The following is a 15,400-nucleotide window of genomic DNA, read 5'->3' on the forward strand; positions in this document are numbered from 1 at the left end:
AAGCAATCCCCCCGTTCCTGTCATCACTCCGGGGCCAGCCCCGATAGCATCCTGCCCATGACTGCCTCCACATCTCCTTCTTCATACATCGGACGCTTCGCCCCCACCCCCAGCGGCTACCTGCATTTCGGCTCGCTGGTTGCAGCCCTTGCCTCTTATCTGGATGCCCGAGCTGTCGGCGGCCGCTGGCTGGTGCGCATGGAAGACCTCGATCCGCCCCGGGAAGAACCCGGCGCCCAGGCAGCGATCCTCAAGGCCCTGGAATGCTACGGTTTCGAATGGGACGGTGACATGGTCCGTCAGAGCGAACGCCACACTGCCTATGCCGAGGTGCTCAACCGCTTGTTCAACCAGGGCCTGGCCTATGCCTGTACCTGTTCACGCAAACAGCTGGAGCCCTACCACGGCATCTACCCGGGCCTGTGCCGCAACCTCGGCCATGCCCGAGAGCATGCAGCGATCCGCCTGCGCGTGCCGGAGCTGGAGTACCGCTTCACCGACCGGGTCCAGGGCGAGTACCGCCAGCACCTGGGCCGGGACGTGGGGGACTTCGTGATCCAGCGCCGGGATGGCCTCTATGCTTATCAACTGGCCGTGGTGCTGGACGACGCGTGGCAAGGCATCACCGACATCGTCCGTGGTTCTGACCTGCTGGACTCCACACCGCGTCAGTTGTACTTGCAGGAATTGCTGGGGCTGCCTCAGCCGCGTTACCTGCATGTGCCGCTGATCACTCAGCCGGACGGCCACAAACTGGGCAAGTCCTACCGCTCGCCACCACTGAGCGAAGATCAGGCGCCGCCCTTGCTATTGCGAGCGCTGCGGGCCCTGGGGCAGACAGCGCCAAGCGAACTGGCCGATGCCAGCGTGGCAGAGATCATGCGCTGGGGTACTGCGCACTGGGATGCAAGCTTGATTCCACGCACACTGAGCGTGCCGGAAGCCCAATTGAGCTGACGCCCCTTGCAGCTTGGCGCCCATCCGTTACCATCGCCGCACGTTTTCGGGCACGCACACAATAAAGAGAGGCCGAGATGTACATCTATCGCTTGGTCCTGCTCCTGGTAGTGGGGATCTATCTGTTCTCCCCCGCCATCATGGATTGGTGGATCGATGCTACTGGCGCCTGGTATCGCCCGTATCTGCTCTGGCTGATTCTGATCGTCGTGACCTTCATCCTGCAGAGCCAAAAAGATGCCGATGAGCTTTAGCCTGACCCAGATGATCCTGATCAGCGCCGCCTACTTGCTGGTGCTGTTCGGGGTGGCCTGGATCAGTGAGCGCGGCATGATTCCGCGCTCGATCATTCGCCACCCGCTGACCTACACCCTGTCGTTGGGGGTCTATGCCAGCGCCTGGGCCTTCTACGGCACGGTGGGCCTGGCCTATCAGTACGGCTACGGGTTCCTCTCCAGCTACCTGGGGGTGTCCGGGGCCTTCCTGCTGGCGCCGGTGCTGCTCTATCCGATCCTGAAGATCACCCGCACCTATCAACTGTCATCCCTGGCGGACCTGTTCGCCTTCCGTTTCCGCAGCACCTGGGCCGGCGCCCTGACCACCATCTTCATGCTGGTAGGAGTCCTGCCCTTGCTGGCCCTGCAGATCCAGGCAGTGGCCGACTCGATCGGCATCCTCACCCATGAACCGGTGCAACATCGAGTAGCGCTGAGCTTCTGCGCGCTGATCACCCTGTTCACGATTTTCTTCGGTTCACGGCACATCGCTACCCGGGAGAAACATGAAGGCCTGGTGTTCGCCATTGCCTTCGAATCGGTGATCAAGCTGATCGCCATCGGCGGCGTCGGCCTATATGCGCTGTACGGGGTCTTCGATGGTCCGCAACAGCTGGAACTCTGGCTACTGCAGAACCAGACCGCCCTCGCCGCGCTGCACACTCCACTGCAAGAGGGCCCGTGGCGCACCCTGCTGCTGGTGTTCTTCGCCTCGGCGATCGTCATGCCGCACATGTACCACATGACCTTTACCGAAAACCTCAACCCCCGAGCCCTGGTCAGCGCCAGCTGGGGGTTGCCGCTGTTCCTGCTGCTGATGAGCCTGGCGGTGCCGCTGATTCTCTGGGCCGGACTCAAGCTCGGCGCCACCACCAATCCGGAATATTTCACCCTGGGCATAGGTATCGCCGCCAATAGCCCAGCCCTGGCGCTACTGGCCTATGTCGGCGGGCTCTCGGCCGCCAGCGGCCTGATCATCGTCACCACGCTGGCCCTGTCGGGGATGGCCCTGAACCATCTGGTGCTGCCGCTTTACCAGCCCCCTGCAGAAGGCAACATCTATCGCTGGCTGAAGTGGACCCGTCGCGCCCTGATCGTCGCCATCATCATGGCCGGCTACGCCTTCTACCTGCTGCTGGGAGCCGAACAGGACCTCGCCAACCTGGGCATTGTCGCCTTCGTCGCTACCCTGCAATTTCTTCCCGGCGTGCTTTCGGTGTTGTACTGGCCGACCGCCAACCGTCGGGGCTTCATTGCCGGGCTGCTGGCGGGGATCCTGGTCTGGCTGGTGACCATGCTGCTGCCTCTGATCGGCAACCTGCAGGGTTTCTATATCCCGCTGCTGAACATGATCTACGTCCTCGACGACACGAGCTGGCACATGGCGGCCATCGCCTCGCTGGCAGCCAACGTACTGATGTTCACCCTGATTTCGCTGTTCACCAACGCCAGTACCGAGGAAACCAGCGCCGCCGAAGCCTGCGCCGTGGACAACGTGCGGCGCCCGCAACGACGGGAACTGCATGCCGCCTCGCCCCAGGAGTTCGCCACCCAACTGGCCAAGCCGCTGGGAGCCAAGGCCGCGCAAAAGGAAGTGGAACAGGCCCTGCGCGACCTGTATCTGCCTTTTGACGAACGCCGCCCCTATGCCTTGCGGCGTCTGCGTGACCGTATCGAGGCCAACCTGTCCGGCCTGATGGGACCGAGTGTCGCCCAGGACATGGTGGAAACCTTCTTGCCCTACAAGGCCGGCGGAGAAAACTATGTCACCGAAGACATCCATTTCATCGAGAGCCGCCTTGAGGACTACCACTCACGCCTGACCGGCCTGGCCGCCGAGCTCGATGCCCTGCGCCGTTACCACCGACAAACCCTGCAGGAACTGCCCATGGGCGTCTGCTCCCTGGCCAAGGATCAGGAAATCCTCATGTGGAACAAGGCCATGGAGGAGTTGACCGGCATTCCCGCTCAGCATGTGGTGGGATCGCGCCTGAGCACCATCACCAATCCATGGAAAGACCTGCTGCAGGGCTTTATCAACTTGCCGGACGAGCACTTGCACAAGCAGCATCTGGCCCTCGACGGCCAGACTCGCTGGCTGAACCTGCACAAGGCGGCCATCGACGAGCCGTTGGCTCCGGGTAACAGCGGCCTGGTGTTGCTGGTGGAAGACCTGACCGAAACCCAGACCCTGGAAGACAAGCTGGTGCACTCCGAACGCCTGGCCAGTATCGGACGCCTCGCTGCCGGGGTGGCTCACGAGATCGGCAATCCGATCACCGGCATCGCCTGTCTGGCGCAGAATCTGCGGGAGGAGCGCGAGGAAGACGGTGAGCTGACGGAAATCAGTGAGCAGATCCTCGAGCAGACCAAGCGCATTTCGCGCATCGTCCAATCACTGATGAGCTTTGCCCACGCCGGTAGCCATCAGCACAACGACGAAGCCGTCTGCCTGGCCGAAGTTGCCCAGGACGCCATTGGCCTCCTGGCCTTGAACCGGCGCAATTTCGAAGTGCAGTTCTTCAATCTGTGCGATCCCGACCACTGGGTCGATGGTGATCCGCAGCGGCTGGCGCAGGTACTGATCAACCTCCTGTCCAACGCCCGCGACGCCTCTCCTCCCGGCAGCGCGGTACGCGTCAAGAGCGAGGCTTTCGAACACACGGTCGATCTGATCGTGGAAGACGAAGGCAGCGGCATTCCCAAGAACATCATGGACCGATTGTTCGAACCGTTTTTCACCACCAAGGACCCTGGGGAAGGTACCGGACTGGGCCTTGCACTGGTCTATTCCATCGTTGAAGAGCATTATGGACAAATCACCATCGACAGCCCGGCCGATCCACAAAGCCAACGCGGCACCCGTATTCGGGTGACCTTACCGCGTCATGTCGAAGCGACGTCCGCTGTGAACTGAGACCGTCGAGAGAATTGAATCAATGCCGCATATTCTGATCGTCGAAGACGAAACCATTATCCGCTCCGCCCTTCGCCGCCTGCTGGAACGCAACCAGTACCAGGTCAGCGAAGCCGGCTCGGTGCAGGAAGCCCAGGAACGCTTCAGCATTCCCACATTCGACCTGATTGTCAGCGACCTGCGCTTGCCTGGCGCCCCCGGCACCGAACTGATCAAGCTCGGCCAGGGCACTCCTGTACTGATCATGACCAGTTACGCCAGCCTGCGCTCGGCTGTGGACTCAATGAAAATGGGTGCGGTGGACTACATCGCCAAACCTTTCGACCACGATGAAATGCTCCAGGCCGTGGCCCGGATTCTCCGCGACCGACAAAGCGCCGAGAACGCACCGGCAGATCGTCCAGCCACCAAGACGGGGAGCGTTGCGGACAAGGCCGGCGCCAGCAACCACAACGGCGAAATCGGCATCATCGGTTCCTGCCCGCCCATGCAGGACATGTACAGCAAGATCCGCAAGGTGGCGCCAACAGATTCGAATGTCCTGATCCAGGGCGAGTCCGGTACCGGCAAGGAACTGGTGGCCCGGGCACTGCACAACCTCTCCAAGCGGGCCAAGGCCCCCATGATCTCGGTGAACTGCGCGGCCATTCCGGAAACCCTGATCGAGTCCGAATTGTTCGGCCATGAGAAAGGCGCGTTCACCGGCGCCAGCGCCGGGCGTGCAGGCTTGGTGGAAGCGGCGGACGGCGGAACACTGTTCCTCGACGAAATCGGGGAGCTGCCACTGGAGGCCCAGGCGCGCCTGCTGCGGGTTCTGCAGGAAGGCGAGATCCGTCGCGTGGGGTCCGTGCAGTCGCAAAAAGTCGATGTCCGCCTGATTGCAGCGACTCACCGCGACTTGAAAAGCCTCTCGAAAATCGGCCAGTTCCGTGAGGACCTGTATTACCGCCTGCACGTGATTGCCCTGAAACTGCCCGCCTTGCGCGAGCGCGGCGCCGACGTCATTGAAATCGCCAATGCCTTCCTCGCCCGCCAGAGCGCACGCATAGGCCGCTCGGACCTGAAGTTCGCCGCCGACGCCGAACAGGCTATTCGCCATTATTCCTGGCCAGGAAACGTGCGTGAACTGGAAAACGCTGTAGAGCGCGCGGTAATCCTGTGCGAAAGCCCGGAAATCTCCGCTGACCTGCTGGGGATTGATATCGAGCTGAGCGACCTCGAAGACGATGACTTCGTCGGCCTGCCAGCGCAACAGGGCAACACCAGTCACGAGCCCACCGAGGATCTGTCCCTGGAAGACTACTTCCAGCACTTTGTCCTCGAACACCAGGACCACATGACCGAGACCGAATTGGCACGCAAACTGGGCGTCAGCCGCAAATGCCTTTGGGAACGTCGCCAGCGCCTGGGCATCCCGCGGCGCAAAAGCGGGGTAGCCAGCGAAAGCTGAACCCAGGCTGACCCGAGTGTGGGTAACACTCGACTTTGTGAAAAAAACTGTTACCTGTGTAATTGGACGTAACAAAAGCCGGGGCTAAAGGTAACGAAGCCCCGGTTTTTTTTGGCCTGAAAAACACCACCCGGCACGCCTAACCCCTTGTTTTACTGGGGATCGCAAAAGTTGGCACGGCAACTGCTATATGTCTAGCACAAGAACAATAACAAGCAATGCACAAGACAATAAAAATAAGACGAATCGACTCACGCATAATAAAAACAACACGGCGGAGGCGCAGCTAACTGATTCTTTTGGAGAGGCGTTGTATTTGGGGCATGCCCCACAACCAGGCCGAGAACAACAAAAACTGCCCTAAGGCAGAGCCTGAACTGGTTGGATCGAAAGGTCATTGCAACTCAGCGATCAAAGCAATCCGTTTGCTCTTGGCTCCCGATTGGGAGGGTCACTCTGGATAACCTCAGTGACAAGGGCGTTTAACAAAAACAAGAAGCCCGAAACCAATAATAAAAATAGAGCACGCAACTATTCTGGGGGAGCTTCGGCTCCCCTTGTGGTTTCCAGAATTCGCATTTCCCCCAAAAAAACCTACGCCAGCCCTGCTAGATCGCACCTTTGCGCAGGCCTGCACAAGTCGCGGCAGCTTCCTACACCATCCTTCGACTAAATGCTAGAATCCCCGCCCATCATGCGGTCATTCTTCGTTTTGGCCGAACATTCCTTCAAACAGTGCATCCCATGCTGAAGAAGCTGTTCCAGTCATTCCGTTCTCCCTTGCGTCGTACGCAACATAAACGCAGCACCCCTGAAGTGCTCAATAGCAGCCAACATTCGCTGCAACGTGCCCAGTTCAGCCGGTATGCGGTAAATATCGTCGAACGCCTGCAGAACGCCGGCTACCAGGCGTATCTGGTGGGTGGCTGCGTGCGCGACATGCTGCTCAACATCACCCCGAAGGATTTCGACGTCGCCACCAGCGCTACACCGGAGCAGGTCAAGGCCGAGTTTCGTAACGCACGGATCATTGGCCGTCGTTTCAAACTGGTGCATATCCACTTCGGCCGCGAAATCATCGAGGTCGCGACTTTCCGCGCCAACCACCCGCAGAACGACGATGAGGAAGACAGCAATCAATCCTCCCGTAACGAAAGCGGGCGAATTCTGCGGGATAACGTCTACGGCACCCTTGAAGAAGACGCGCAACGCCGCGACTTCACCATCAACGCCCTGTATTACGACCCGGTCAGCGAACGCATCCTCGATTACGCCAATGGCGTACACGACATTCGCAACAATCTGATCCGCCTCATCGGCGACCCTCGGCAGCGCTACCAGGAAGACCCGGTGCGGATGCTGCGTGCCGTGCGATTCGCGGCAAAACTCAACTTCGGTATCGAAAAGCACACCGCAACGCCGATCCGCGAACTGGCTCCCATGCTGCGGGAAATCCCTTCCGCACGTCTGTTCGAAGAAGTGCTCAAGCTGTTCCTCTCCGGCTATGCGGCCGACACCTTCGAAATGCTGGTGGACCTGCAACTTTTCGATCCATTGTTCCCAGCCAGCGCCGAAGCCCTGGAATACAACCCGACCTACACCCATACATTGATCAGTGAAGCCTTGATCAACACTGATTTGCGAATCAAGCAGAACAAGCCCGTGACTCCGGCCTTCCTGTTCGCCGCCCTGCTCTGGCCGGCCCTGCCCGCCCGGGTCCTGCGCCTGCAGGAGCGCGGCATGCCGCCAATCCCGGCCATGCAGGAAGCGGCCCACGAACTGATCGCCGAACAGTGCCAACGCATTGCCATTCCCAAGCGCTTCACCATGCCGATCCGCGAAATCTGGGACATGCAGGAACGGCTGCCACGGCGCAGCGGCAAGCGCGCCGACCAGTTGCTGGACAACCCGCGCTTCCGTGCCGGCTACGACTTCCTGCTGCTGCGTGAAAGCGCAGGTGAGCAGACTGACGGCCTGGGTGAATGGTGGACCGACTACCAGGACGCCAATGACTCCGAACGCCGCGACATGATCCGCGACCTGAGCGGCAAGGAAGACGCCAGCGGCGCACCACGCAAACGTCGGCGCAGCAGCGGTGCCAAACGCAAGCGTGCAGGCAGCTCCAGCGCTTCAGGCGAGTAATGGATGGAACGCATCTACATTGGCATGGGCAGCAATCTGGCTGCCCCTGAAGAACAACTGCGCAGCGCACTCGAGGCCTTGGCGCAGTTGCCCGCAAGCCACTTCCACGGCGTGTCGGCCTTCTATCAAAGCGATTCCCTGCTGCCCGGCCAGCCGCGCTACACCAATGCCGTGGCGGCGCTGGACAGTGACCTGGAGCCCTTGGCACTGCTTGATGCGCTGCAGGCCATCGAAAACCAGCAAGGCCGAGAACGTCATGAACGCTGGGGCCCTCGCACCCTGGACCTGGACATCCTCCTGTTCGGCGACCGCCTGATTGACGAACCGCGCCTCAAAGTCCCTCATTACCATATGCAGGCCCGCCCCTTTGTCCTCTATCCCCTGGCGGAACTGGCCCCCTCTGAATTGCAACTGGCCGACGGACGTACCCTGCAGGAGCTGCTCGACGCCTGTCCATTTGTCGGCCTGGAACGGCTGAAATAACCGCTGAAACGCATCAGTAACGGCGGTAACACTCCCGGCGTAACAAGGCGGTAACACATCTAATTGACTTCCAGAGTCCTCATCACGACTATAGGCGTCCCGTTGCCGCCATCCCGGCGTTAAAGGGCGCAATTCAAGCGAGGCTTGTTCGCGGCGACCCCAGGAAACGCTAGGCCAAGGCGCTTGTGCAACGGCGGTGGCACCCGCTGGTACACAGCCCCTTCTGGGCACAGAATAAGGCGTCCAACGCCACCAGCGCGATCCCGGTACCGCTTTCAAATCGCTTGGAACCAGGCTGTATAAGCACGACAAAAGACCGTGCGCCTGAATAACGAAGAATCACGCGCGTTACTCGCAGTAGTTTCCAAAGCGCCTGAAATGAGGACCCCTTTTCATGCCAGACATCACTCTGACCACCCTGCAAAGCCTCAAGCAGAAAGGTGAAAAGATCACCATGCTGACCTGCTATGACGCCACCTTCGCCCACACCTGCTGTGAAGCCGGCGTCGAAGTCCTGCTGGTAGGCGACTCCCTGGGCATGGTGTTGCAAGGGCACGACAGCACACTGCCCGTGAGCAACGCCGATATGGCCTATCACGTCGCGGCGGTCAAACGCGGCAACAACGGCGCGTTGATCCTCGCCGACCTGCCCTTCATGTCCTATGCCACCCCCGAACAGGCCCTGAGCAGCTCGGCCCAGTTGATGCAGGCCGGGGCGCACATGGTCAAGATCGAAGGTGCCGCCTGGCTGGCCGAATCGGTTCGCCTGCTGAACGAACGCGGCGTTCCGGTCTGCGTACACATGGGGCTGACCCCACAAACAGTGAATGTGCTGGGCGGCTACAAGGTCCAGGGGCGCAACGAGAGCCAGGCGCGGCAGATGCGGGCCGATGCCATTGCCCTGGAGCAGGCCGGTGCCGCCATGTTGCTGCTGGAATGCGTGCCCAGCGAGCTGGCGGCGGAAATCACTCAAGCGGTGAAAATCCCGGTGATTGGCATCGGTGCCGGCAGCGCCACCGACGGCCAGGTGCTGGTGCTCCACGACATGCTGGGCCTGTCTCTGAGCGGTCGCTCGCCCAAGTTCGTGAAGAACTTCATGGCCGGCAAAGACAGCATCCAGGCGGCGTTGAGTGCCTATGTCGAAGCGGTCAAGGCCGTTACCTTCCCAGGCGCCGAACACGGGTTCTCTGCATGAATACAGTCAAAACCGTGCGCGAGTTGCGCGCTGCGGTCGCCCGTGCCCGCAGCGAAGGCAAGCGAATCGGCTTCGTCCCCACTATGGGCAACCTGCACAGCGGTCACGCCGCCCTGGTGGCCAAGGCCGCCCAGCGAGTGGATTTCGTGGTGGCCAGTATCTTCGTCAACCCGCTGCAGTTCGGCGCCGGCGAAGACCTCGACAAGTATCCGCGGACCCTGGCCGCCGACCAGGAGAAACTGCTCGAAGCCGGCTGCCATCTACTGTTCGCCCCCAGCGTCGAAGAGATGTACCCCGACGGCATGGCTGGACAGACCCGGGTCAGCGTGCCACAGCTCTCCGAAGGCCTGTGCGGCGCCAGCCGCCCTGGTCATTTCGAAGGCGTGGCCACGGTGGTCAGCAAGCTGTTCAACATGGTCCAGCCGGACCTTGCCGTGTTCGGCCAGAAGGACTACCAGCAGTTGGCGGTCATTCGTGCCCTGGTGCATGACCTGAACATGCCGATCCAGATCATCGGCGAGCCAACGGTGAGGGCCACCGACGGCCTGGCCCTGTCTTCGCGCAATGGCTACTTGAGCGCAGAGCAGCGCGCCATCGCCCCCGTGCTGTACCGCAGTCTGAGCCAAATCGCTCAGGCCATTCGGGATGGCGAGCGTGACTATCCGAGGCTACTGGCCGAGCAACAGCAGCAGCTCGAGGCGGCCGGCCTGCGACGGGACTACCTGGAAATCCGTCACGCGAAAAACCTGCGTCCCGCCACTGCCGAAGACCGTGACCTGGTGATTCTGGTGGCGGCTTATCTGGGCGCAACACGCTTGATCGACAACCTGCATCTGGACCTCGACACGCCGGCATGACCGCCTGATTGCCCGAACGCCAACCTTCGGGCAAACTGCCGCCGGCTGGGGCCTGCAGCTGATACTGCAGGTCCTGTTCGAGGATCCGACCCAGGAATTTCCTATGCGTGCCATCTTGCCCAGGGTGAAAGCGATCTGCTCAGTGTCAGACCACGCAGGCGGTAGATGCCCCCGGCAACGAGCGGAGCCACGAAACCATGGGGTCCCCGTTGAAGCCAGCCGATTCCAACCCCGTTTATTCCCGCTGAAAGCCCCCATGCAGCCCTGATTGGCCCCGCCAGTACAAAATAGTACCGGCCACAAGGCGCACAAAGCCAAGACAGAACAGCACGCTGGAGTTACTGTTATCGCCCTGGGTGATTAATCGAATCAGCACAGGACTGAAGGAACGAGGTCCTTGAGACCGCGCAGGACGTTCCGGGCTTCTCAGTGTCCAAAAAGGCAGTTCAAGCAAAAGGAAAACCGCAGCGATGGCGTACTACCGCACTCCTCACGACGTTACCGCTCTGCCCGCCTGGCAAGCGTTGAAAGACCACCGCCAAGCCATGCAGGATTTCAGCATGCGCGAGGCGTTCAATACCGATCCACAGCGCTTCAACCAATTTACCCTGAGCAGCTGCGGACTGTTTCTCGACTACTCGAAAAACCTGATCACCAGCCAGACCCGCGATCTGCTGGTGAATCTGGCCAAGGAAGTCGGTCTGGCCGATGCCATCAAGTCCATGGTGACCGGTGAGCTGGTCAACGCCTCCGAAGGCCGTCCGGCGCTGCACACTGCACTACGCCGTCCAGTGGGCGACAAGCTGTCGGTCAATGGCGTCAACGTGATGCCGGAAGTACACAAGGTACTGAACCAGATCACCGAGCTGGTCGGGCGCATCCACGACGGCCTGTGGCGCGGCTACACCGAGAAACCCATCACCGACGTGGTCAACATCGGTATCGGTGGGTCGTTCCTCGGCCCGGAGCTGGTGTCCGAGGCGCTGTTGTCCTATGCCCAGAAAGGCGTGCGCTGTCACTACCTGGCCAATATCGACGGTAGCGAGTTCCATGAGCTTTCGGCGAAAATCCGTGCAGAAACCACGCTATTCATCGTTTCTTCAAAGTCATTCAACACCCTCGAAACCCTGAAGAACGCTCAGGCGGCGCGAGCCTGGTACCTGGCCCAGGGCGGCTCCGAAGCCGAATTGCACCGCCACTTCATCGCCGTATCGAGCAACAATGCGGCCGCCGTGGCCTTCGGCATTCGTGAAGAGAACATCTTCCCAATGTGGGACTGGGTCGGTGGACGCTACTCGCTGTGGTCCGCCATCGGCTTGCCGATCGCACTGGCCATCGGCATGTCCAACTTCAAGGAACTGCTGTCCGGTGCCTACACCATGGACCAGCACTTCCAAAGCGCACCGTTCGAGCAGAACATGCCGGTACTGCTGGCCTTGCTGGGAGTGTGGTACGGCAACTTCTGGGGAGCGCAAAGTCACGCGATCCTGCCGTACGATCACTACCTGCGCAACATCACCAAGCACTTGCAGCAGTTGGACATGGAATCCAACGGCAAGAGCGTGCGCCAGGACGGTACCCCGGTGGCCACCGATACCGGCCCGGTGATCTGGGGCGGCGTAGGCTGCAACGGTCAGCACGCCTATCACCAGTTGCTGCACCAGGGCACCCAGCTGATTCCGGCCGACTTCATCGTGCCGATCGTTAGCTTCAATCCGGTGGCTGACCACCACCAGTGGCTGTACGCCAACTGCCTGTCCCAGAGCCAGGCGCTGATGCTGGGCAAGACCCGCGCCGAAGCCGAGAGCGAACTGCGCGAGAAAGGCATGAGCGAAGCCGATGTGGCAAAACTCGCGCCGCACAAGGTGATTCCCGGCAACCGTCCGAGCAACACCCTGGTGGTGGAACGCATCAGCCCGCGGCGCCTGGGCGCCCTGGTAGCGCTGTACGAACACAAGGTCTTCGTGCAAAGCGTGGTCTGGGGTATCAACGCCTTCGACCAGTGGGGCGTGGAGCTGGGCAAGGAACTGGGCAAAGGCGTCTACAACCGTCTGGTCGGTAGCGACGAAACCCTGGCCGACGATGCTTCGACCCAAGGCCTGATCAACTACTTCCGCGGCCGTCACCGCGGCTGATCAACCTTCTCTGTCCCGGGAGCCGCCACGTCGGCTCCCGTCCGGGCCCCGGCCCTCCCCCCCTTGAACCTTCCTGACACTTGTGCGCACCCTTATGGCTTGTCGCAAAACAAGAATAAGGAACCGTCATGTTCGATATCAGCACTTTTCCGAAAGCCGATGCCGTCCGCCGGGCGGCGCAAATGAGTCAGGACGACTACCACCACCTCTACCGCCAATCCATTGAGCAGCCAGATGTGTTCTGGGCCGAGCAGGCCAAGCGTTTCCTGCACTGGAGCAGCCCCTGGGACAGCGTGCACAGCCACGACATGCGCACCGGCGAGGCCAGCTGGTTCCGTGGCGGCCAACTCAACGTCAGCTACAACTGCATTGATCGTCATCTGGAAAAACGCGGCGATCAGGCAGCCATCATCTGGGAAGGCGATAACCCCGCCGACTCACAGCGCATCACCTACAAAGAACTTCACGGGCATGTCTGCCGCCTGGCCAACGTGCTGAAAAGCCGTGGCGTGAAAAAAGGCGACCGGGTGTGCATCTACATGCCGATGATTCCCGAAGTGGCCTACGCCATGCTCGCCTGCACCCGGATCGGTGCCGTGCATTCGGTGGTGTTCGGCGGCTTCTCCCCGGAGGCCCTGCGCGACCGGATTCTCAACGCCGACTGCCGCACCCTGATCACCGCCGACGAAGGCGTGCGCGGCGGCAAACAGATTCCCCTCAAGAGCAACGTCGACAAGGCCCTGCTCAGTTGCCCGGACGTCAGCAGCGTGATGGTGGTCGAGCGCACCCGTCACCCGGTGAACTGGGTGGAGGGCCGCGACATTCACTACCAGCAGGCCGTAGCCGCGGCCAGCGACCAGTGCGCCCCCGAGCCGATGGACGCCGAAGACCCGCTGTTCATCCTCTATACCTCCGGCAGCACCGGCAAACCCAAAGGCGTTCTGCATACCACCGGCGGCTACCTGCTACAGGCCGCCATGACCTTCAAGTACGTACTGGACTACCGCGACGGCGAGGTCTTCTGGTGCACCGCCGACGTCGGCTGGGTCACCGGCCACAGCTATATCCTCTACGGCCCCTTGGCCAACGGTGCCACCACGCTGATCTTCGAAGGCGTGCCCAACTACCCCAGCACCTCGCGTTTCTGGGAGGTGGTGGACAAGCACCAGGTGAACATCTTCTACACCGCCCCCACCGCCCTGCGGGCCCTGATGCGCGAAGGCAACGACCCCGTGCAACGCACCTCCCGCAGCAGCCTGCGGCTCCTGGGCAGTGTTGGCGAACCGATCAACCCGGAAGCCTGGGAGTGGTATTTCAATGTCGTGGGCGAGCAGCGCTGCCCGATTGTCGATACCTGGTGGCAGACCGAGACCGGCGGCATCATGCTCAGCCCCCTGGTCAGCGCCCGACAGGTCAAACCCGGCTGCGCCTCGACGCCGATGTTCGGTGTACTACCGGTGTTGCTGGACGACCAGGGCAAGGAAATCCAAGGTGCCGGCAGCGGCATCCTGGCGATCAAGGCCAGTTGGCCGGCACAGATACGCAGCGTCTACGGCGATCCCAAGCGCATGATCGAAACCTACTTCGCGCCTTACCCCGGCTACTACTTCACCGGTGACGGCGCGCGCCGGGACGAGGACGGCAGCTATTGGATCACCGGACGCATCGACGACGTGATCAACGTCTCCGGGCACCGCATCGGCACCGCCGAAGTGGAAAGCGCCCTGGTGCTTCACGACGACATCGCCGAGGCCGCCGTGGTCGGTTACCCCCACGACCTCAAGGGCCAGGGGATCTATGCCTTTGTCACGCCCATGCAAGGCATCGAACCCGACGAGGAACTGAAAAAGCAACTGCTGGCCCTGGTCAGCCGTGAAATCGGCAGCTTTGCCAAACCGGAGCTGATCCAGTGGGCCCCGGCCCTGCCGAAAACTCGCTCGGGCAAGATCATGCGGCGTATCCTGCGCAAGATCGCCTGCAACGAACTGGAGACCTTGGGGGATACCTCGACCCTGGCGGACCCCAGTGTGGTGGAAGGCCTGATCGACAAGCGCCTGAACGCTTGAAACCGGCGCGGCCACGGCCGCGCCTTTTTTCACTACCCGCACCGAGCTGTCATGGAATTCATTCGCAGCCGTATCGAAAGCCAAGTCATGAGCTTGTCTGGCCTCTCCCTGGGGCAACTCGACCTGGAGCATCCCAAGGGCGACCCCGGTCTGTTCGGGCCGGGCTCGGTCAGTTGGCAGGTACACGCCGACTTCAGCAGCATGCTGATCGGCGGCATCAGTGCCTTGCTGATGCAAGCCCTGCACCCCCTGGCCCTGGCCGGGGTCTGGGACCACTCGAACTTTCGCCAGGACATGATCGGCCGCCTGCGCCGCACCGGCCAGTTCATTTCCGGCACCACCTTCGGCTCCCGTCAGGACGCCGAATGGCTGATCGAAAAAGTACGTACTATTCACCTGCATATCGTGGGCACCGCTCCTGACGGCCGTCCTTACGCCGCCAGCGATCCAGACCTGCTGACCTGGGTGCATGTGGCGGAAGTCAGCAACTTTCTCGCCGCCCACCTGCGTTACCTCAACCCTCGCCTGTCAGGGGCAGACCAGGACCGCTACTACAACGAGATCGCGCTGATCGCCGAACGTCTCGGCGCCCGGGATGTGCCCCGCTCGCGGCGGGCGGTGGCCGACTACCTGCAGGCCATGCGTCCGCAACTGCTGTGCGACGATCGCAGTCGCGAGGTTCTGCGCCTGCTACAGGCGGCTCCAGCTCCCAGTCGCCTGGCCAAACCTTTTGGCTCATTGATGATGCAGGCCGGTATCGACCTGCTGCCGGACTGGGCCAGCTCCATGCTTGACGTCAATCAGAACCCGCTGCAACGCCAGCTGATTCGAGCCAGCGTCAAACGCAGTACGCCGATGCTGCGCTGGGCGGTGCGGGACAGTTCGGTGCATCGAGCGAAACGACGCATGGGTCTTTAGAAGAA

The 15,400-nt window shown here is 61.4% G+C and carries 11 protein-coding genes; all 11 read left to right on the forward strand.

The genetic code is table 11. The annotated features are described in order from the left end of the window. The first annotated feature begins 57 nt into the window (after nucleotides 1–57). The 11 genes from gluQRS (at nucleotide 58) to Q8O96_RS25385 (ending at nucleotide 15,395) form a co-directional block, all read left to right on the forward strand. Entirely contained in the window at nucleotides 58–957 is a 900-nt protein-coding gene (gluQRS, locus tag Q8O96_RS25335) for a tRNA glutamyl-Q(34) synthetase GluQRS (protein ID WP_102865491.1), read from the forward strand. A gap of 77 nt (nucleotides 958–1,034) precedes the next feature. Beyond that, nucleotides 1,035–1,211: a hypothetical protein gene (locus Q8O96_RS25340; protein WP_003176118.1), complete on the forward strand. Its 177-nt coding sequence runs from the start codon at nucleotides 1,035–1,037 to the stop codon at nucleotides 1,209–1,211. Continuing rightward, nucleotides 1,195–4,149 (forward strand): sensor histidine kinase, encoded by a 2,955-nt coding sequence (locus Q8O96_RS25345; RefSeq protein ID WP_162884092.1) that lies wholly within the window; start codon nucleotides 1,195–1,197, stop codon nucleotides 4,147–4,149. The genes Q8O96_RS25340 and Q8O96_RS25345 overlap by 17 nt, the downstream gene beginning before the upstream one ends. Before the next feature lie 22 nt (nucleotides 4,150–4,171). Continuing rightward, nucleotides 4,172–5,599 carry a sigma-54 dependent transcriptional regulator gene (locus Q8O96_RS25350; RefSeq protein WP_102865489.1) on the forward strand — a complete coding sequence of 476 codons (1,428 nt, stop codon included), beginning with the start codon at nucleotides 4,172–4,174 and terminating at the stop codon, nucleotides 5,597–5,599. A gap of 744 nt (nucleotides 5,600–6,343) precedes the next feature. Further along, nucleotides 6,344–7,741: a polynucleotide adenylyltransferase PcnB gene (locus Q8O96_RS25355; protein WP_102865488.1), complete on the forward strand. Its 1,398-nt coding sequence runs from the start codon at nucleotides 6,344–6,346 to the stop codon at nucleotides 7,739–7,741. Nucleotides 7,742–7,744: 3 nt separating this feature from the next. Next, nucleotides 7,745–8,224 (forward strand): 2-amino-4-hydroxy-6-hydroxymethyldihydropteridine diphosphokinase, encoded by a 480-nt coding sequence (folK, locus tag Q8O96_RS25360; RefSeq protein ID WP_102865487.1) that lies wholly within the window; start codon nucleotides 7,745–7,747, stop codon nucleotides 8,222–8,224. 394 nt (nucleotides 8,225–8,618) lie between these two features. Then, nucleotides 8,619–9,419, forward strand: a complete 801-nt coding sequence (panB, locus tag Q8O96_RS25365; protein ID WP_102865486.1) for a 3-methyl-2-oxobutanoate hydroxymethyltransferase — start codon at nucleotides 8,619–8,621, stop codon at nucleotides 9,417–9,419. Continuing rightward, nucleotides 9,416–10,276 (forward strand): pantoate--beta-alanine ligase, encoded by an 861-nt coding sequence (gene panC, locus Q8O96_RS25370; protein WP_102865485.1) that lies wholly within the window; start codon nucleotides 9,416–9,418, stop codon nucleotides 10,274–10,276. Before panB ends, panC begins: the two co-directional genes overlap by 4 nt. A 470-nt stretch (nucleotides 10,277–10,746) precedes the next feature. Next, on the forward strand, nucleotides 10,747–12,411 hold the full coding sequence (pgi, locus tag Q8O96_RS25375; RefSeq protein ID WP_102882229.1) for a glucose-6-phosphate isomerase: 1,665 nt from the start codon (nucleotides 10,747–10,749) through the stop codon (nucleotides 12,409–12,411). Nucleotides 12,412–12,539: 128 nt separating this feature from the next. Beyond that, on the forward strand, nucleotides 12,540–14,477 hold the full coding sequence (gene acs, locus Q8O96_RS25380; RefSeq protein ID WP_305949684.1) for an acetate--CoA ligase: 1,938 nt from the start codon (nucleotides 12,540–12,542) through the stop codon (nucleotides 14,475–14,477). A 51-nt stretch (nucleotides 14,478–14,528) separates the two neighbouring features. Continuing rightward, nucleotides 14,529–15,395, forward strand: a complete 867-nt coding sequence (locus Q8O96_RS25385; RefSeq protein WP_115580954.1) for an oxygenase MpaB family protein — start codon at nucleotides 14,529–14,531, stop codon at nucleotides 15,393–15,395. Nucleotides 15,396–15,400 lie beyond the last annotated feature (5 nt).

It is taken from the genome of Pseudomonas sp. LPH60 (genome assembly GCF_030718165.1).
In the GTDB taxonomy this organism is placed as follows: Bacteria; Pseudomonadota; Gammaproteobacteria; order Pseudomonadales; family Pseudomonadaceae; genus Aquipseudomonas; species Aquipseudomonas danubii.

Coding starts and splice junctions, on each gene's coding strand:
- panB (WP_102865486.1), top strand. CDS start 8,619: ATGCCAGACATCACTCTGACCACCCTGCAAAGCCTCAAGCAGAAAGGT.
- Q8O96_RS25340 (WP_003176118.1), top strand. CDS start 1,035: ATGTACATCTATCGCTTGGTCCTGCTCCTGGTAGTGGGGATCTATCTG.
- panC (WP_102865485.1), top strand. CDS start 9,416: ATGAATACAGTCAAAACCGTGCGCGAGTTGCGCGCTGCGGTCGCCCGT.
- gluQRS (WP_102865491.1), top strand. CDS start 58: ATGACTGCCTCCACATCTCCTTCTTCATACATCGGACGCTTCGCCCCC.
- Q8O96_RS25350 (WP_102865489.1), top strand. CDS start 4,172: ATGCCGCATATTCTGATCGTCGAAGACGAAACCATTATCCGCTCCGCC.
- Q8O96_RS25345 (WP_162884092.1), top strand. CDS start 1,195: ATGCCGATGAGCTTTAGCCTGACCCAGATGATCCTGATCAGCGCCGCC.
- Q8O96_RS25355 (WP_102865488.1), top strand. CDS start 6,344: ATGCTGAAGAAGCTGTTCCAGTCATTCCGTTCTCCCTTGCGTCGTACG.
- pgi (WP_102882229.1), top strand. CDS start 10,747: ATGGCGTACTACCGCACTCCTCACGACGTTACCGCTCTGCCCGCCTGG.
- folK (WP_102865487.1), top strand. CDS start 7,745: ATGGAACGCATCTACATTGGCATGGGCAGCAATCTGGCTGCCCCTGAA.
- acs (WP_305949684.1), top strand. CDS start 12,540: ATGTTCGATATCAGCACTTTTCCGAAAGCCGATGCCGTCCGCCGGGCG.
- Q8O96_RS25385 (WP_115580954.1), top strand. CDS start 14,529: ATGGAATTCATTCGCAGCCGTATCGAAAGCCAAGTCATGAGCTTGTCT.